Origin of the sequence: Kitasatospora sp. NPDC086791 (genome assembly GCF_040685975.1) — a bacterium.
GTDB lineage: Bacteria > Actinomycetota > Actinomycetes > Streptomycetales > Streptomycetaceae > Kitasatospora.
Genome location: NZ_JBFBOC010000018.1, coordinates 115,551 through 133,958 on the forward strand (window position 1 = coordinate 115,551; position 18,408 = coordinate 133,958).

The following is an 18,408-nucleotide window of genomic DNA, read 5'->3' on the forward strand; positions in this document are numbered from 1 at the left end:
GCGGCTTTGCGGTTGAGCAGTCTCTGCGGTTCTGCGGTTCTACGGTTTTCGACTTGAGTGTACTGGTCGGTAACTTGCCGGGCCGACGGCCCGGACAATACCGGTCGCCGACAGCTCTCCAGAAGGTTCCCAAGCTATGGCGGCAGTCACGTCACCGCACCCCCGCCACGCGCACCCCACCGGGCGCCCGCCGCGCGGCCCGGCTCAGCAAAGTTGAGCGACCCGCGCTCATGGCTGTTGACGCTGCCCACCGGGTCATGCATCCTTGAGTCCGTAAAGCTCAACTCTTCCGTGGAGGTATCTACGATGGCACGCGCGGTCGGCATCGACCTCGGTACGACGAACTCGGTCGTCAGCGTTCTGGAGGGTGGCGAGCCCACCGTCATCACGAACGCCGAGGGCGCCCGGACCACGCCGTCCGTCGTCGCCTTCGCCAAGAACGGCGAGGTCCTGGTCGGCGAGGTGGCCAAGCGCCAGGCGGTCACCAACGTCGACCGCACCATCCGCTCGGTCAAGCGCCACATGGGCACCGGGTGGAAGATCAACCTGGACGGCAAGGACTTCAACCCGCAGCAGATCAGCGCCTTCATCCTGCAGAAGCTGAAGCGGGACGCCGAGGCCTACCTGGGCGAGACGGTCACCGACGCCGTCATCACCGTCCCGGCGTACTTCTCGGACTCCGAGCGCCAGGCCACCAAGGAGGCCGGTGAGATCGCGGGCCTCAACGTCCTGCGCATCGTCAACGAGCCGACCGCGGCCGCCCTCGCGTACGGCCTCGACAAGGACGACCAGACCATCCTGGTCTTCGACCTCGGCGGCGGCACCTTCGACGTCTCCCTGCTGGAGATCGGCGACGGGGTCGTCGAGGTGAAGGCCACCAACGGTGACAACCACCTCGGTGGTGACGACTGGGACCAGAAGGTCGTCGACCACCTGGTCAAGACCTTCCAGAGCGGCCACGGCGTCGACCTGTCCAAGGACAAGATGGCCCTGCAGCGTCTGCGCGAGGCCGCCGAGAAGGCCAAGATCGAGCTGTCCTCGTCCTCCGAGACCTCGATCAACCTGCCCTACATCACGGCCTCCGCCGAGGGCCCGCTGCACCTGGACGAGAAGCTCACCCGCGCCCAGTTCCAGCAGCTGACCGCGGACCTGCTGGAGCGCTGCAAGATCCCGTTCCACAACGTGATCAAGGACGCCGGCATCTCGCTCTCCGAGATCGACCACGTCGTCCTGGTCGGCGGCTCGACCCGCATGCCCGCCGTCGCCGAGCTCGTCCGCGAGCTGACCGGCGGCAAGGACGCGAACAAGGGCGTCAACCCGGACGAGGTCGTCGCCATCGGCGCCTCGCTCCAGGCCGGTGTCCTCAAGGGCGAGGTCAAGGACGTCCTGCTGCTCGACGTCACCCCGCTGTCCCTCGGCATCGAGACCAAGGGCGGCATCATGACCAAGCTGATCGAGCGCAACACCACGATCCCGACCAAGCGCTCCGAGATCTTCACCACGGCCGAGGACAACCAGCCGTCCGTACAGATCCAGGTCTACCAGGGCGAGCGCGAGATCGCCGCGTACAACAAGAAGCTCGGCATGTTCGAGCTGACCGGCCTGCCGCCGGCGCCGCGCGGCCTGCCGCAGATCGAGGTCACCTTCGACATCGACGCCAACGGCATCATGCACGTGGCCGCGAAGGACCTCGGCACCGGCAAGGAGCAGAAGATGACCGTCACCGGCGGCTCCTCGCTGCCGAAGGACGAGGTCGACCGCATGCGCCGCGAGGCCGAGCAGTACGCGGAGGACGACCACAAGCGCCGCGAGGCCGTCGAGACCCGCAACTCCGCCGAGCAGCTCGTCTACTCGACCGAGAAGTTCATCGCCGACAACGCCGACAAGCTGCCGGGCGACGTCAAGACCGAGGTCGAGACCGCCATCGGCGAGCTCAAGGAGGCCCTGAAGGGCGAGGACATCGCGAAGATCCGCGAGGCCTCGGAGAAGGTCTCCACCACCGCGCAGAAGCTCGGCCAGGCGCTGTACGCCAACGCCGACGCCACCGCCGGTGCCGCGGCCGGTGACTCCGCCCAGGCCAAGGCCGACGACGACGTCGTCGACGCCGAGATCGTGGACGACGAGAAGCCCAAGGGCGGTGCGTCGGCATGACGGACAAGCCGCAGGGCGGCAAGCCCGGCGACGACTCCGCCGCCGAGGAGGCCGTGATCAAGGCCGCCGAGGAAGCCGCGGCGGCCGGTGCCGCCGAGGGCTCCTCGGAGGAGCTCGCCACCGCCAAGCGCGAGCTGGCCGAGCGCACCGCCGACCTGCAGCGCCTGCAGGCCGAGTACCAGAACTACCGCAAGCGGGTCGAGCGCGACCGGCTGACGGTCCGCGAGATCGCGGTCTCCAACATCCTGGAGTCCCTGATCCCCGTCCTGGACGACATCGGCCGCGCCCGCGAGCACGGCGAGGTCACGGGCGGCTTCAAGTCCGTCGCCGAGTCCCTGGAGACGGTCGTCGCCAAGCTGGGCCTGCAGCAGTTCGGCAAGGAGGGCGAGCCCTTCGACCCGACCATGCACGAGGCGCTGATGCACAGCTACTCCTCGGACGTCACCGAGGACACCTGTGTGCAGGTGCTCCAGCCCGGCTACCGCATCGGCGAGCGGATCATCCGCCCGGCGATGGTCGCCGTCGCGGAGCCCCAGCCGGGCACCCAGACGGTCGCCGACACCGACGCGAAGTCGGGCGACGCGGACAAGTCCGACGGTGGCTCGGACAGCTGACAACCTGTGACAGCTGACAACCAGTGCGCTGCGGAGTCGTACGCCGGCCAGTACGGCGGCCGGCTCCGCAGCGCTCTGTCGACGGCCGGGTCCTCATCCGCCGTTGACAGCCCAGTGACGATGGACATCGGGAGGTGGCTCAAGCCGTGAGCGGTAAGGACTACGTGGAGAAGGACTACTACAAAGTCCTGGGCGTGCCCAAGGACGCCACCGCCACCGAGATCAAGAAGACCTACCGCAAGCTCGCGCGCGAGTTCCACCCCGACGCCAACAAGGGTGACGCCAAGGCCGAGGAGCGGTTCAAGGACATCTCCGAGGCGTACGACGTCCTCTCCGACGAGAAGCGCCGCAAGGAGTACGACGAGGCCCGCAGCCTCTTCGCCAACGGCGGCTTCCGGGCCGGCGGACCGGGCGCTGCCGGCAACTACAGCTTCGACTTCGGCGACCTGTTCAGCGGCAACCAGGGCGCGGGCGGCGGCAGCGGCGGGCTCGGCGACGTCTTCGGCGGCCTCTTCAACCGCGGCGGCCCCCGGCAGGCCCAGCCCCGGCGCGGCGCCGACGTCGAGACCGAGGTGACGCTCTCCTTCGAGGAGGCCGTCGACGGCGCGACCGTCCCGCTGCGGATGACCAGCCAGGCACCCTGCCGCACCTGCAACGGCACCGGCGCCAAGTCCGGTACCACCCCGCGGGTCTGTCCCACCTGCGTCGGCGCGGGCACCGTCAGCCGCGGCCAGGGCGCCTTCGCGCTCTCCGAGCCGTGCAAGGACTGCCGCGGCCGGGGCATGATCGTCGACGACCCGTGCACCGACTGCCACGGCAGCGGCCGGGCCAGCTCGGCCCGCACCATGCAGGTCCGGATCCCGGCCGGCGTCCAGGCCGACCAGCGCATCCGGCTCAAGGGCAAGGGCGCCCAGGGCGAACGCGGCGGCCAGCCCGGCGACCTCTACGTCACCGTGCACGTCGACCCGCACCCGGTCTTCGGCCGCAAGGGCGACAACCTCACCGTCACCGTGCCGGTCACCTTCCCCGAGGCGACGCTCGGCGCCACCATCGAGGTACCCACCCTCGGCGGCCCCGCCGTGAAGCTCAAGCTGCCCCCGGGCAGCGCCAACGGCCTCACCATGCGCGCCCGCGGCAAGGGCGCCACCCGCAAGGACGGCACCCGCGGCGACCTCCTCGTCACCGTCGAGGTCGTGGTGCCCCAGCACGTCACCGGCGACGCACTGAACGCCCTGGAGCAGTACCGCGAGGCCACCGCCTCCGACGATCCGCGAGCAGCCCTCTTCCGGGCGGCGAAGGGAGCGTGACGACCAGATGTCCCCGATGAATCCGATCGACCCCGACACCCCGATCGGCCCCGGCCCCGGGCTCGGCGAGGGCCTGCCCGGTGCCGGCCCCCGCCGCACCCGCCGGGCCGCCGCGGCCCCGCCGACGTACGTCCTCACCGAGGACACCCCGGTGTACGTCATCTCGGTGGCCGCCGAACTGTCCGGGCTGCACCCGCAGACCCTGCGTCAGTACGACCGCCTCGGCCTGGTCTGCCCCGACCGCACCGCCGGCCGCGGCCGCCGCTACTCCGCGCGCGACATCCAGCAGCTGCGCGAGGTCCAGCGGCTCTCCCAGGACGAGGGCATCAACCTGGCGGGCATCAAGCGGATCATCGAGCTGGAGAACCAGGTCACCGCCCTCCAGTCCCGCGTCGCCGAACTGGTCGACTCCCTGGAAGGCGCCGCCACCGCCCTCCAGCAGCGCGAGGCCGCCGTCCACGCCTCCTACCGCCGCGACCTCGTCCCCTACCAGCCGCCCACCCCGCACTCCAGCGCCCTCGTCGTCTGGCGCCCCAAGCGCTGACCCGACCGCCCGGACACCGCCGCCGGCCCCCTCCTGTTCGGGGGGTGCCGGCGGCTTGTGGATATGTGAGAGAGTGCTGGACCGAAGCGCGGGACGGTTGGAGGCCGCCGACTGCCCACAATCCGATACAGGATCTCGGATACAGCCGACTACATCGGTGACTATTTTCTCGGTGATGACAGGGAGCCGAAGATGAGTGGGCGAGAACAGTCAGGTCCCTCGGCCGGCGGATCACGATTGCTTTCTTCGGACGCACGGGCGCTCTACCTAAAAGCCGTTCACAACGGCGGCAGGACAGAGAATCCGAAATGGCACGGGAACGAAGCCCTCCGCGAACTCCTCGACCTCGGACTCCTGATACCCGATGGTGACGATCCGAACCTGCTCATCGCGGTCGATCCGGCCCAGCTTTCCTTCAGCCTGAGCTCCACATGGCAACGCCAGGCACTCGAACTGCTTTCGCGCGCCATGGCATTGCCCACCGAACTGGGCGAGCTGGCCCAAGAATTCCACAGCTCGGCCCAGGAAGGCGGTCCGATCGAATACGTGCGAGGCAAATCGCATATCAACCAACGCCTTCAGCAGTCCACCGCGGCGGGGATCACCGAGGGACTGGCCATGCAACCGGGAGGGCCGCGCCCTCCAGAACTGCTGGCCGCAGGCATGGAACGCGATCTCAAGAGCCTGCAACAGGGCGCCACGATGCGCAGCATCTACAACGCCAGCACCCGCTACCACCAGCCCACTCGTGAATTCGTTTCGAGGCTCACCAGGGAGGGCTACCAGTTTCGCACGCTGGACGAACCCTACGCGCGCCTCATTATCATCGACAGGCGAGTCGCCATCATTCCGGTAGGCGGCGACGATCTGGCTGCCTTCATCCACGACCCAGGTGTGATCAATTTCTTCATCGAAGAGGTCTTCGAAAGACACTGGAGTCGTGCACTCGAGTTCGACGGCGACACCGCCATCCCGCACGAGGTGATCCCGAGACTGCGACAGACCATCGTCGATCTACTGCTCTCCGGCACCAATCACCGCGTTATCGCGCGTCGGCTGGGGATCAGTGAAAGGACACTCGCGCGGCACATCGCGGAAATGCGGGAGGAGTACAACGTCGACTCGCTCTTCCAGCTCGGTTACATGCTCGGGCGCGCCTCCCACCAGAGGTCGGAGTAACGTTCCGGTAAAGGATCGCTCAAGCGGGAGTGGCTCCGGAGAGGAACCGCGCTCAGCCATTCGAGCGCGGACGCATCAGCCCCAGTTTATGTCGTCAACGACACTTCGGGTCATCGGGAGGGCCTGGCCGGTCTCCGCCTTCACGCCCGACTGCGTCTCGACACTACCCGCGACGACAGAGACACCCACCAAGGCTGCGGCCGCGATGGCGACCGGAAGCGCGACCTTACGCACAAGCCCAGACATACGGGACAACTGCCCTCTCCTTTCCGAAAGCTCCGCGAGCCGCATCAATAGCACTGGAACGCACATGATGCCGTATCCGGAGTTGCGGTGTCACGTGCCGGGTGCCGCCGGGGCCGTCATCTCCCTGCCATGCATCCAGATGACAGGGCCAAAACCTGGACGCACCCACAGCCACTGATAGACGATCAGTTCGCCCCCATAGTCCAGCACCAGTCGAGAATCCTGTTGCTGCACTGTCAATTTGACCACAGCAGGGCACGGACAACTTGAAGCAGCAACCAATCTCAACGCCTGCCGGCACCACTTCCTAACCGGTCGGCCTTCCCCCGGAGTCGACATGACTGAGCCCTACCTGCGTCACCACGACAGCCAGGCCCCTGAGGGCCGGCGTGCACGTGTGTTCCTGGCCGCGCCGCTGATGCGGCTGACCGGCCCGGCCGACAGTGTGGTGACGCTTGCCAGCCGGACGCGGCTGACGACGCTCCGCACCACCCTGCTCCGCAGTGGTGCCGCCGTGTACAGCGCGCACCACAGTGACGCCTGGACCATCTCCGGCCGCGCACCGGAGCCCCGCGTTCCGTCCGACTTCCGCGCCCTGCAGTCCGCGGACCTCGTGTTCGCCTACGTGGGAGCACCGCTCTCGGCCGGCGTGAGCCTGGAGCTGGGCTGGGCGTCGGCGCTGCGGAAGCCGATCGTCCTCCTCGTGGACGAGGCCATCACCCACAACCCGCTGATCGCCACCATCGAGCAGGTCGCCCCCGTCCTGCCGCTCGTCTTCGACGACACCTGGTCGCAGGAGGCCCTCAACCACACCGTGGAGACCGCGCTGGACTGGGCCGGCATGGCCCTCTCCCTGCGCGAGGGCTTCTGGACCGCGCCCGGCGAGCAGTTCAACGTCCCCCGGCAGCAGCCCCCGGTCCCCGGCTACTGGCCGACCGGCGCCGCCACCGGCTGAGCAGCGCTCACCCACCGGACTCCCCCGCCCGGGCTCCGCGCATCTGCCAGCCCAACTGGAACAGCGTCTCCGCGTCGTACTGCTCACGCAGCCGGGCGATGTGACCGGCGACCGTCCGCTCGCTCAGCCCCATCCGGCTGGCGATCGCCCGCTGCGTGAGGCCCCGAGCCAACAGGCGACCCACCTGCTCATGGGCGGTGGGCTCGACCGGACCGGCGGCCAAGGCGATCCAGTCCACGACTTGAGCCTGCTGCCAGCGCTGCTCGAAGACTTCGACCACGTACGCGACCACCGCCGGATCCTCCACCACGGCGGCGACCTTGTTGTCCGAGGTCGCCGGGATCAGGGCGACGGTGCGGTCGAAGACGAGCGTCCGGCTGAAGGGGACGTCGAGGATGCGGATCCTCGATCCCACCTTCGCCGCCTCCGCCGCGTACTCGACCTGATCCCGGTCGAGTCGGGCCTGCGGCTGGTAGATCGTGCGGACCGAGCCGCCGCGCTCGATGTAGCGGCAGGTCTGTGCCAGGCTGTCCTCCCGGTGAGCCGGCGGGTGGAACCTGCCCGGCTGGGCCGTCAGGGCTTCGTGCGGATACTCCCTCATGAACTGGGAGAGCAGGTGCCGGATCTCCTCCTTGCCCGCCACCTGCCGGACGCCACCGACCGGTTCCGTCCGGCGCGGTGCCGCGTCGTAAGCCTCGCTGAGGTCCTCCAGCAGATCGGGGATGCGAGCCGCCCGGGCGAGCAGCCGGGTGCTCTCCTCCCGCAGGTCAGCGCCCATTCGCTCGCCCACGGCCCGGGGATTGATCGCGCTGTAGGCACCATCGGCGGTGTGCAGGACCAGCAGGCCCAGGGCCGTGAGCTGGCCGATCGTCGGCTCGTCCTCGGGACGGATGTCGCTGACCCGGAGTCGGCCGCCCTCCTTGACGATCTCCCGGTACAGCTCCCGGGCGGCGGCGTCGGGCAGATCGGGCTCAGACATCACGGGCTCCCCTCATCTGCCAGCCCAACTGGAACAGCGTCTCCGCGTCGTACGCCTCCCGCAGCCGCGCGATATGGGCGGCCACGGTCCGCTCGCTCAGCCCCATCCGGCTGGCGATCGCCCGCTGCGTGAGGCCCCGGGCCAGCAGGCGACCCACCTGCTCATGGACGGCTACCCCGGCGGATCCTTCCGCCAGCGCCTCCCAGTCCACCACTTGAGCCTGCTTCCACTGCCGCTCGAAGACCCCGACCAGGTAGGCGATCATCGCGGGGTCCTCCACCACGGCGGCCACCGTGTGGTCGGAAACCGCGGGGATCAGGGCGACGGCCCGGTCGAAGATCAGCGTCTTGGTGAAGGGTCCTTCCAGCAGTCGGATGGGGGCACCCACCAGCGTCGACTGCCTCGCGTACTCGACGGTCCGCGGGTCGGAGCAGGCCGAGGGCTCGAAGATGGTGTGCATGACGCCACCTCCCTCGACGTAGCGACGGGCGTGTTCCAGCGCGTCCGCCATGTGACCGTGCGGGCGGGGTCCGCCGGGCTGCAGGGCCAGTGCCTCGTGCGGATATTCCCCGACCCACTGGGAGATGAGGTGCCGGATCTCGACCATGCCCGCCACCCGTCCCACACCTCCGGCCTGCATGCTCCGGCGAGGTGCCACGTCATAGGCCTGGGCCAGATCGTCCAGGAGATCCGGAACGAGGGCGGCCCTGGCGAGCAGCCGGGCACTCTCCTCGCGCAGATCGGCACCGATCCGCTCGCCGACCACCCGGGGGTTCACCGCACTGTAGGCACCGTCGGCAATGCGGAGGACCAGGAGTCCCAGCTCCGCGAGTTGGCTGACCGTCGGCTCGTCCTCGGGACGGACATCGCTGAGCCGCAGACGGCCGCCGTCCTTCAGGATCTCCCGGTACAGCTCCCGGGCGGCGGCGTCGGGCAGGCCGGGCTCAGACATCACGGGCTCCCCTCATCTGCCAGCCCAACTGGAACAGCGTCTCCGCGTCGTACGACTCGCGGAGGCGCGCGATATGGGCGGCCACGGTGCGCTCGCTCAAGCCCATCCGGGTGGCGATCGCCCGCTGCGTGAGACCCCGGGCGAGCAGGCGACCCACCTGCTCATGGGCGGCCGGCTCGACCGAACCGGCGGCCATTGCGACCCAGTCCACCACCTGGGCCTGCGCCCATTGCTGCTCGAAAACCCCGACCAGGTACGCGACCGTCGTGGGATCCTCCACGACGACGGCGGCCTTGTTGTCGGAGGCCGCCGAGATCAGGGCGATGGTGCGGTCGAAGATGATGGTCCGGCTGAAAGGGAGGTCGAGGACGCGTAGCCGCGAACCCATCATCGTGGTCTCCGCAGCGAACTCGACCTGGTCCCGGTCCAGTCGGGCCTGCGGCTGGTAGATCGTACGGACCGAACCGCCGCGCTCGATGTAGCGGCGCGTCTGTGCCAGGCCGTCCCCCCCGCTGAGCCGGTGGCTGGAACCTGCCCGGCTGGGCGGACAAGGCCTCGTGGGGATAGTCCTTGACGAACTGGGAGAGCAGGTGGCGGATCTCCATCATGCCCGCCACCTGCCGGACTCCGCCCGCCGGTCCCGTCCGGCGCGGCGCCGCGTCGTAGGCCCGAGCGAGGTCCTCCAGCAGATCCGGGATGACGGCCGCCTTGGCCAGCAGACGGCTGCTCTCCTCCCGCAGGTCGGCACCCAGCCGCTCGCCCACGGCGCGAGGGTTGATCGCGGTGTAGAACCCATCCGTTTCGTGCAGGAGCAGGAGACCCAGGTCCGCGAGTTGCCTGACCGCCGGCTCGTCCTCGGGACGGACCTCGCTGAGCCGCAGACGGCCGCCGTCCTTCAAAATCTCCCGGTACAGCTCCCGGGCGGCGGCGTCGGGCAGATCAGGTTCGGACATCACGGGCTCCCCGCATCTGCCAGCCCAACTGGAACAGCGTCTCCGCATCGTGCAGTTCGCGCAGCCTCGCGATGTGGCCCGCCACCGTCCGCTCGCTGAGGCCGAGGCGGGTGGCGATCGCCCGCTGGGTGAGACCCCGGGCGAGCAGGCGGGCCACCTGCTCGTGGGCGGAGGCGTCGGTGGAACCGGCAGCAAGAGCAGACCAGTTGACGCCCTCGGCGTCCTGCCAGTGCAGTTCGAAGTCGCGCACCAGGAAGTCGACCACGGCCGGGTCCTCGATGACCGCCGCGCTGGCGCGGTCCGAGGTGGTGGGGACGACGGCGACCGCGCGGTCGAAGATCATCACCTGGGACACCGAGAACGGCGCCACCCGGATGTGGCAGCCGAGTTCGGTCAGCCGGGCGGCCAGCCGGACCGTCGGGTGATGGAGCCGGGACCCGGACTCGTACAGGGTGCGGATCGAGCCGCCCAGCGCCAGGAAGCGGCGGACATGGTCCACGGTGTCGTCGGCGGCATCCGCCGGCCGGGCTCCGCCCGGGTGGACGGAGAGTGCCTCCTGGCGTAGTTCCTCCGAGAGTTGGGAGATCTGGTGCCGGATGTTCTCCATGCCCTCGATGATCCGGGTGGTACCGGAGCGGCCGGGTCGGCGGGGCGCCGAGTCGTAGGCGGCGGTGAGGTCGCCGAACAGGTCCGGCAGTTCCTCGGCCTGCTTCAGCAGACGGGTGCCCGCCGCGCGCAGGTCGGTGCCGATCCGGGCCGTCACCGAGCGCGGGTCGACCGCGCTGAGCGAGCCGTCGGAGATGTACGGCTTCAGCAGGCCCAGTTCCAGGAGCGCCTGGACCGTCCCTTCGTCCCCCGGTGGAATGTCGGCGATCCGGACCCGGCCGCCCTCGCGGAGGATGGCGAGGTAGAGGGCGCGGGCGGCCGGGTCCGGGAGGGCGGTGGGGAGCAGGGTGGCGGGGGTGTCAGTCATGGCGCTCCCCGCGCAGGCGCCAGCCGAGGTGGAAGAGGGTGTGGGCGCCGTAGCGGTCGCGGAGGCGGGAGAGGTGGCCGGCCACCGTGCGTTCGCTCAGGCCGAGGCGGGTGGCGACGGCGCGCTGGGTGAGGCCGCGGGCGAGCAGGCGGCCGATCCGGACGGTGGTGGGGTGCGGGGGGTCGAAGTACCGGTCGGCGGGGGTGGCGCGGGCCCAGTCGCGTTCGAAGTGGGCGACCAGGTGGGCCACGACGGCGGGGTCGGTGAGGACGGTGGCGCGGCTGCGGTCCTCGGCGGCGGGGATGACGGCGGCCTTGCGGTCGAAGACGAGCAGCCGTTCGTACGGTTCGGCGAGCAGCCGGACCCGGGCGCCCTGCCGGGTGCGGAGGGCGATCTGGCGCTGGACGGTGTGGTCGGCGAGGGTGGCCGGCTGGTAGACGGTGCGCAGCGAGCAGCCGCGGCGGAGCAGGGAGAGGTCCTGGGCGAGGACCATCCGGAGGCCGTCGACCGGGCGGGGGCCGGGCTGGGCGGCGAGCACTTCCTCCTGGCACTCCGAGATGAGCTCGGCGATGTACTGGCGGATGTCGGCGTGGCCGTCGAGGTGGACGGCGTCGCCGGCCGGTCCGTGCGGGTGGCGGACGGCGTCGTAGGCGAGGGCGAGCGGGGCGAGGGCGCCCGGGAGCCGTTCGGCGTGCTGGAGCAGGCGGGTGGCGCGGGTGCGCAGTTCGACGCCGAGGCGGTCGCCCAGGGCGCGCGGGCTGACGGCGGTCCAGCCGGTGGCGGTGGTGGTGAGGAGGCCGCGGGCGACGAGGGCGGCGCAGGCGGGGCGGTCGGCCGGGGCGAGGTGTTCGGGGCGCAGGCGGCCGCCGCCGCGGACGGCGGCGAGGTAGAGGGCGCGTTCGGCCTGGCCGGGTTCATCGGTCATCGCGGGCGCCTCTCATGAGCCAGCCGAGTTGGAAGAGGGTCTGGGCGCCGTAGCGGTCCCGGAGGCGGGAGATGTGGGCGGCGACGGTGCGTTCGCTGAGGCCCAGGCGGGTGGCGACGGCGCGCTGGGTGAGGCCGCGGGCGAGCAGGCGGCCGACCCGTTCGGGGATGGTCCGGGCCGGGCCCTGGCCGAGGGCGGCGGCGGCTTCGGCGGTGTCGGCGCGCGCCCAGTCGCGTTCGAAGGCGCCGACCAGGAAGGTGATGGTGGCCGGGTCGCTGATGAAGGCGGCGGTGCTGTTGTCGTCGCTGGCCGAGATCACGGCGACGGTGCGGTCGAAGACGATGAGCCGCTGGAAGGGTTCGTCGAGGACGCGGATCAGCGAGCCGTGCCGGGTGACCTCCTCGGCGTAGGCGAGGGCGGGCGGTTCGGCGAGGGCGACCGGCTGGTAGATGGTGCGCAGCGAGCAGCCGCGCTGGAGGAGCTGGACGTCCTGGAGGAGGGCGACCTGCAAGGTGTCGGCGGGGCGGTGGCCGGGCTGGGCGGTGAGGACCTCGGAGCGGCAGTCGGAGACGAGTTGGGAGATCCGCTGCCGGATGTGGACGTGCCCCTCGACGTGGACGGCGCCGCCGGCCCGGGCGGAGGGGCGGGGCATGGCGTCGTAGGCGCGGGTGAGGCCGTCCAGGGCGCCCGGGAGGTTCTCGGCGCGGACCAGCAGCCGGGTGGCCTCGCTGCGGAGTTCGGAGCCGAGGCGGTCGCTGACCGAGCGCGGGCTGACGGCGGTGTAGCAGCGGTCCATCGGATTGACCATCAGCAGGCCGATGGCGATGAGCTGCTGGAGGGCGGCCCGGTCGGTGTCCGGGACTCCGGCGGAGGGGATCCGGCCGCCCTCGGCGATGATCGCCAGGTACAGCTGCCGGGCGGCCTCGTCGGGTTCCTCGCCCACGGGCCCCGTCTGGTGCGGCGCGACCGCCCGTTCCGCCGTCACGTCGTACTCTCCCTGCCGGATGCCTCTCCCCTGGTGCTGCGGCTCGCGCTCCCCCGTTGCGCGAGCCGCGGGTACCGGGTGCCGAGCGGGCTCACGGTACCGGGTGCCGCTACGGCGTGATCGCGCGGTTCGGCGGTCACGGTAACGGCTGGGACGGCGGGCCCCGGGCCCGGGTGCCGTCGCACACCGGGACGTCCGGGGGCCGCCGTCTGCACGCCAGTGTCACGGCGCTTCCGTCGAGGCGGAGCAGCAACGCCTCGACGGCTCCGGTTCCGGAGGCCATCACCACACATGGTCCCCGGCCGGCGCTCTTCCCCCCCGTTCCACCGGCGCGGGAATGGTGCGCCGGTGGTCAGTTCCGAAGAGCAAGTCGCCATCATCGGGCTGCGGTTGCCCGGACGACTTGGCGTGAGTCCACCCTCACAGTGTGACGGCCGGTGGACAAGTGCCGCCCGAGTGCATGTTCGCGCAATTGCAGCTATCTGCACCGCGGGGCGGTGGCGGGGGCTCGTGCGGCGGGGCGGATTCCGGTGAAGGCCGAGGCCAGCGCGGGGCGGGGGCGGGACCCGGCGGTACCGCCGGTCGGCTGTGTACGGTCATTTCGCGGGTGCGCGTTCCTGCAACGGCGGCACGGTCCTGAGCTGCGTGTCTACGCGCGGTGACCGGTCGCCCGGCCGGGCCCGGCCCGGCCGGCACGCCCGCACGGCCGGGCACGCACGGCCCGCACGCACGGCCCGGCCGCCCCGCCTCAACGGGCCAGCAGCCGCCCGCGCGCCAGCCCCGCCGCCGTACCGCCCGCCGCGAGCACCCAGGCGACCGCCAGCAGCAGGAACAGCCCGGCGGCCAGCGCGGTGAAGCCCCCGAAGCCGGTGTGCCGGGAGAGCGCGGAGGCGCCGGTGACGCAGGTGCCGATCGGGAAGGTGTACGCCCACCAGGTCATCGCGAAGGGCATCCCGGCCCGCCGGGCGCGCAGGTTGGCGGCGAGCGCGACGGCCAGCCAGAGCACCGCGACGCCGATCACCGCGACGCCGTACAGCTCGGCGAGGTCGAGCATGGCGGGCGCCAGCGCGGGCAGCACCGGGCGGGCGGCGTCGGCGAGCTGGTGGACGGCGGTGACGGACTGGCCGAGCGGGCCGAGCACCAGGAACAGCGAGGGGGTGAGCACCAGGGTGGGCAGCTTGCTGTGGAGCAGCCCGGTGAAGACCACCGGCAGCAGCACCAGGGTGGCCAGCAGCCCGATCCCGAACAGCCCGCAGCAGGCGTACAGCATGGCCTGCCGCGGCGTCCCGGCCGGCAGGTGCGGGATCAGCGCCGGGCCGCAGGCGGAGGCGACCAGCGGGGCGACCACCGGCAGCAGCCAGGTCGGGTTGGACTCCAGCACCGAGACCGGGTGCCGGGTGATCATCAGGTACGGGATGCCGCCGGCGACGGCCAGCGCGTACAGGGTGCCGACGCCCCACAGCACGGCGTCCACGGCGACCGCCGGGCCGGTGCCGATGACCCGGGAGCCGAGCAGCAGGGTGCCGAGGCCGACCGAGAGCAGGGCCATCGGCGGGCAGCCGTAGAAGACGGCGACGGCCGGCTGGTCCAGCAGCTGGGCGCGGGCGGCCTCGCGGTGCCGGGCGAGGTGGACCAGCCGGGCCGTGCCCAGCACCAGCAGCGCGGCCAGGCCGAGCCCCCACATCACCTCGCCGAAGCCGATCAGCCCGGGCAGCCGTACCGGCAGGGCGGCGGCGGCGTTGCCGAGGATCGCGGTGCCCATCACGGCGGCGTACCAGTTCGGGCCGAGCTGCGAGAGGTCGTACCGGGACGGGCGGACGGCGGGGCGGCGGGCGGCGGGGCGGGTGAGGGGTCGAAATTCGGCCAAGGTGGACATGCTCCCCACCATCGCTCCGAAGGCCGACCGCCGGTAGCGCCGAAGATCCTATGGAGGCATAGCCTGGGTCTATGGCTCTCTCCCCGCACGTCCCCGAACTCGGCGCCCTGGAACTGCTGCTCGCGGTGGCCCGGCTGGGCAGCGTCGGACGGGCGGCGGCGGAGCTGGGCGTCAGCCAGCCGACCGCCAGCGCCCGGATCAAGGGCATGGAGCGACAGATCGGCGTCCCGCTGCTGGACCGCTCACCCCGGGGCAGCACGCCGACCGAGGCGGGCCGGCTGGTGGTCGAGTGGGCCCGGCAGGTGGTGGAGGCCGCGCAGGCGCTGGACGCCGGGATCGACGCGCTGCGCGAGCGCCGGGACGCCAAGCTGCGGGTGGTGGCCAGCCTGACGGTCGCCGAGTACCTGATGCCGGGCTGGCTGCTGGGGCTCTCCGAGGCCAGTCCGGGCACCGCGGTGACGCTGCGGACGGCGAACTCGGCGGAGGTCGCCGGGCACGTCCTGGCCGGGCACGCCGACCTCGGCTTCGTCGAGGGCCCGGCCACCCCGCCCGGGCTGGCCGGCGCGGTGGTGGCCGCCGACCGGCTGGTGGTCGTGGTGGCGCCCGGCCACCCCTGGGCGCGCCGCCGCGCCCCGCTGACCGGGCCCGAGCTGGCGGCCACCCCGCTGGTGCTGCGCGAGCCCGGCTCGGGCACCCGGGAGGTGCTGGAGATGGCGCTGCGGCCGTTCGGGGGCGCCGCCCGGCCCCGGCTCGAACTGGCCTCGTCCACCGCGCTGAAGGCGGCGGCGATGACCGGGGCGGGGCCGGTCTGCCTGAGCGAGCTGGCGGTGGTGGAGGAGCTGGCCACCCGGCGGCTGGTCGAGGTGCCGCTGGCCGAGGACCTGGACCTGCGGCGGCCGCTGCGCGCGGTGTGGCCGGCCGGGCAGCGGCCGGGCGGCCCGGCCCGGGAGCTGCTAGGGCTGACCCGGCGGAGCGCCCCCGAACGTTCAGCCGGAAGTCGCCCCTGAGTCCGGAAGGATCGGGCCCGAAAAAAGGTTGAGCGGAGTAGACTCAACTTAATGCATGCTGTGGATGGCAGCAGCGAAGGACGACCAGGGAGGACCCCCCAGCAGTGGACGCCAGCAAGTTCACCACCAAGACGCAGGACGCCCTGTCCGCCGCGATCCGGCAGGCGGGCGCGTCCGGCAACCCGGACGTCAAGCCGGTGCACATCCTGATCGCCCTGCTGGAGCAGCCCGAGGGCATCGCCCGGCCCCTGCTGGAAGCGGTCGGGGCCGACACCGCCCGGATCGACACCGAGGCCCGCCGCCAGTCGGCCGGGCTGCCCAGCGCGATGGGCTCGACGGTCGCCGCGCCGCAGCTCGCCCGGGACACCCTGGCGGTGCTCACCGAGGCCGGCCGGCGCGCGGACGACCTGGACGACCAGTACGTCTCCACCGAGCACCTGATGGTCGGCCTGGCCGCCGAGGGCGGCCCGGTCGCCGAGCTGCTGGTGCAGCAGGGCGCGACGCCGAAGGCGCTGCTCGCCGCGTTCAAGGACGTCCGCGGCAGCGGCCGGGTCACCTCACCGGACCCGGAGGGCACCTACAAGGCGCTGGAGAAGTACGGCACCGACCTCACCCAGGCCGCGCGGGACGGCAAGCTCGACCCGGTGATCGGCCGGGACCAGGAGATCCGCCGGGTCGTCCAGGTGCTCTCCCGCCGGACCAAGAACAACCCGGTGCTGATCGGCGAGCCCGGCGTCGGCAAGACCGCCGTGGTCGAGGGCCTGGCCCAGCGCATCGTGGCCGGCGACGTGCCGGAGTCGCTGCGCGGCAAGCGGCTGGTCGCGCTGGACCTCAGCGCGATGGTCGCGGGCGCCAAGTACCGCGGCGAGTTCGAGGAGCGGCTGAAGGCCGTCCTGAACGACATCAAGGACTCCGACGGCCGGGTCGTCACCTTCATCGACGAGCTGCACACCATGGTCGGCGCGGGCGCCGGCGGCGACTCCGCGATGGACGCGGGCAACATGCTCAAGCCGATGCTGGCCCGCGGCGAGCTGCGGATGGTCGGCGCCACCACGCTGGACGAGTACCGCGAGCGGATCGAGAAGGACCCGGCCCTGGAGCGCCGCTTCCAGCAGGTGCTGGTGGGCGAGCCCAGCGTGGAGGACTCGATCGCCATCCTGCGCGGCCTCAAGGGCCGGTACGAGGCGCACCACAAGGTGCAGATCTCGGACGCCGCCCTGGTCGCCGCGGCCACCCTGTCCAACCGCTACATCACCTCCCGCTTCCTGCCCGACAAGGCGATCGACCTGGTCGACGAGGCGGCCTCCCGGCTGCGGATGGAGATCGACTCCTCCCCGGTCGAGATCGACGAACTCCAGCGCTCCGTGGACCGGTTGCGGATGGAGGAGCTGGCCCTGGAGAAGGAGTCGGACCCGGCCTCGGTCGACCGGCTGGCCCGGCTGCGGCGCGACCTCGCCGACAAGAACGAGCAGTTGAGCGTGCTCACGGCGCGCTGGGAGCAGGAGAAGAAGAGCCTCAACCGGGTCGGCGAGCTCAAGGAGCGGCTGGACGACCTGCACGGCGCGCTCGAACGCGCCCAGCGCGACGGGGACTTCGAGCGGGCCTCCAAGCTGATGTACGCCGAGATCCCGGCCGCCGAGACGGAGCTCACCGAGGCCCAGGAGCGCGCGGCGGACCAGGACGCCTCCGCCTCGATGGTCAAGGAGGAGGTCGGCCCGGACGACGTGGCCGACGTGGTCGCCTCCTGGACGGGCATCCCGGCCGGCCGGCTGCTGGAGGGCGAGAGCGCCAAACTCCTGCGGATGGAGGAGGAGTTGGGCAAGCGCCTGATCGGCCAGAGCGAGGCCGTGCGGGCCGTCTCGGACGCGGTGCGCCGCACCCGCTCCGGCATCGCCGACCCGGACCGCCCGACCGGCTCCTTCCTCTTCCTCGGCCCCACCGGCGTCGGCAAGACCGAACTCGCCAAGGCCCTGGCCGACTTCCTGTTCGACGACGAACGGGCGATGGTCCGGATCGACATGAGCGAGTACGGCGAGAAGCACTCGGTCTCCCGGCTGGTCGGCGCCCCGCCCGGGTACGTCGGCTACGAGGAGGGCGGCCAGCTCACCGAGGCGGTCCGCCGCCGCCCGTACAGCGTCGTCCTGCTGGACGAGGTGGAGAAGGCGCACCCGGAGGTCTTCGACGTCCTGCTCCAGGTGCTGGACGACGGCCGGCTCACCGACGGCCAGGGCCGGACGGTCGACTTCCGCAACGCCATCCTGATCCTCACCTCCAACCTGGGCAGCCAGTACCTGGTCGATCCGGCCACCCCGGAGGACCGGAAGAAGCAGCTGGTGCTGGACTCCGTCCGGGCCGCGTTCAAGCCGGAGTTCCTCAACCGGCTGGACGACATCGTGGTCTTCGACCCGCTGGGCACCGGCGAGCTGAGCCGGATCGTCGACCTGCAGGTGGCCCGCCTCGGCGAGCGGCTGGCCGAGCGGCGGCTCACCCTGGACGTCTCCGGGGCCGCCCGCGACTGGCTGGCGCTCACCGGCTACGACCCGGCGTACGGCGCCCGGCCGCTGCGCCGGCTGGTGCAGTCCTCGATCGGCGACCAGCTGGCCCGGGCGATCCTGTCCGGCGCGGTGCACGACGGGGACACCGTCCTGGTCGAGCTGGACGAGGACGCTTCGGCACCGCCCCGCGCGAGCTGACCAGGGCGATCACCCTGCGCCAGACCGTCGAGCTGATCCGCACCACGATCGAGGTGATGGAGGAGGCCA

15 protein-coding genes are annotated in these 18,408 nt (G+C 71.6%); 8 read left to right on the forward strand and 7 right to left on the reverse strand.

Annotated features, from left to right (window positions below; all coding sequences use genetic code 11):
- Positions 1–306: 306 nt before the first annotated feature.
- The 6 genes from dnaK (at position 307) to AB0Q99_RS23120 (ending at position 6,996) form a co-directional block, all read left to right on the forward strand.
- Positions 307–2,151 (forward strand): molecular chaperone DnaK, encoded by a 1,845-nt coding sequence (dnaK, locus tag AB0Q99_RS23095; RefSeq protein ID WP_363574659.1) that lies wholly within the window; start codon positions 307–309, stop codon positions 2,149–2,151.
- Positions 2,148–2,765, forward strand: a complete 618-nt coding sequence (grpE, locus tag AB0Q99_RS23100) for a nucleotide exchange factor GrpE (RefSeq protein WP_363574661.1) — start codon at positions 2,148–2,150, stop codon at positions 2,763–2,765. The genes dnaK and grpE overlap by 4 nt, the downstream gene beginning before the upstream one ends.
- A gap of 146 nt (positions 2,766–2,911) precedes the next feature.
- Positions 2,912–4,072, forward strand: coding sequence for a molecular chaperone DnaJ (gene dnaJ, locus AB0Q99_RS23105; RefSeq protein ID WP_363574662.1), 1,161 nt, complete (start codon positions 2,912–2,914; stop codon positions 4,070–4,072).
- Between the two features lie 7 nt (positions 4,073–4,079).
- Positions 4,080–4,616, forward strand: coding sequence for a helix-turn-helix domain-containing protein (locus tag AB0Q99_RS23110; protein WP_363574664.1), 537 nt, complete (start codon positions 4,080–4,082; stop codon positions 4,614–4,616).
- Positions 4,617–4,808: 192 nt separating this feature from the next.
- Positions 4,809–5,795 carry a helix-turn-helix domain-containing protein gene (locus tag AB0Q99_RS23115; RefSeq protein WP_363574666.1) on the forward strand — a complete coding sequence of 329 codons (987 nt, stop codon included), beginning with the start codon at positions 4,809–4,811 and terminating at the stop codon, positions 5,793–5,795.
- A gap of 583 nt (positions 5,796–6,378) precedes the next feature.
- Positions 6,379–6,996: a hypothetical protein gene (locus tag AB0Q99_RS23120; protein WP_051709310.1), complete on the forward strand. Its 618-nt coding sequence runs from the start codon at positions 6,379–6,381 to the stop codon at positions 6,994–6,996.
- A gap of 7 nt (positions 6,997–7,003) precedes the next feature.
- Here AB0Q99_RS23120 and AB0Q99_RS23125 read toward each other — a convergent pair whose 3' ends face one another.
- The 7 genes from AB0Q99_RS23125 to AB0Q99_RS23155 form a co-directional block, all read right to left on the reverse strand.
- Entirely contained in the window at positions 7,004–7,975 is a 972-nt protein-coding gene (locus AB0Q99_RS23125; protein WP_363574667.1) for a LuxR C-terminal-related transcriptional regulator, read from the reverse strand.
- The gene (locus AB0Q99_RS23130; protein ID WP_363574669.1) at positions 7,968–8,927 is read right to left on the reverse strand and encodes a LuxR C-terminal-related transcriptional regulator; all 960 of its coding nucleotides are present in this window, start codon (positions 8,925–8,927) and stop codon (positions 7,968–7,970) included. Before AB0Q99_RS23130 ends, AB0Q99_RS23125 begins: the two co-directional genes overlap by 8 nt.
- Positions 8,920–9,318, reverse strand: a complete 399-nt coding sequence (locus AB0Q99_RS23135) for a LuxR C-terminal-related transcriptional regulator (protein WP_363574671.1) — start codon at positions 9,316–9,318, stop codon at positions 8,920–8,922. Before AB0Q99_RS23135 ends, AB0Q99_RS23130 begins: the two co-directional genes overlap by 8 nt.
- 548 nt (positions 9,319–9,866) lie before the next feature.
- A complete protein-coding gene (locus tag AB0Q99_RS23140) occupies positions 9,867–10,853 on the reverse strand; it encodes a helix-turn-helix domain-containing protein (protein ID WP_363574673.1) in 987 nt (328 codons plus the stop codon).
- Complete coding sequence (locus tag AB0Q99_RS23145; protein ID WP_363574675.1) at positions 10,846–11,778, reverse strand: LuxR C-terminal-related transcriptional regulator; 933 nt, start codon at positions 11,776–11,778, stop codon at positions 10,846–10,848. Before AB0Q99_RS23145 ends, AB0Q99_RS23140 begins: the two co-directional genes overlap by 8 nt.
- The gene (locus tag AB0Q99_RS23150) at positions 11,768–12,721 is read right to left on the reverse strand and encodes a LuxR C-terminal-related transcriptional regulator (RefSeq protein ID WP_363574677.1); all 954 of its coding nucleotides are present in this window, start codon (positions 12,719–12,721) and stop codon (positions 11,768–11,770) included. Before AB0Q99_RS23150 ends, AB0Q99_RS23145 begins: the two co-directional genes overlap by 11 nt.
- 790 nt (positions 12,722–13,511) lie before the next feature.
- Positions 13,512–14,639, reverse strand: a complete 1,128-nt coding sequence (locus AB0Q99_RS23155) for a TDT family transporter (RefSeq protein WP_363574679.1) — start codon at positions 14,637–14,639, stop codon at positions 13,512–13,514.
- A gap of 71 nt (positions 14,640–14,710) precedes the next feature.
- Here AB0Q99_RS23155 and AB0Q99_RS23160 point away from each other — a divergent pair, with 71 nt between their 5' ends.
- Both AB0Q99_RS23160 and clpB read left to right on the forward strand, forming a co-directional pair.
- Positions 14,711–15,646, forward strand: coding sequence for a LysR family transcriptional regulator (locus tag AB0Q99_RS23160; RefSeq protein ID WP_363574681.1), 936 nt, complete (start codon positions 14,711–14,713; stop codon positions 15,644–15,646).
- A 104-nt stretch (positions 15,647–15,750) separates the two neighbouring features.
- Positions 15,751–18,339 (forward strand): ATP-dependent chaperone ClpB, encoded by a 2,589-nt coding sequence (clpB, locus tag AB0Q99_RS23165; RefSeq protein WP_363574683.1) that lies wholly within the window; start codon positions 15,751–15,753, stop codon positions 18,337–18,339.
- Positions 18,340–18,408: the final 69 nt, after the last annotated feature.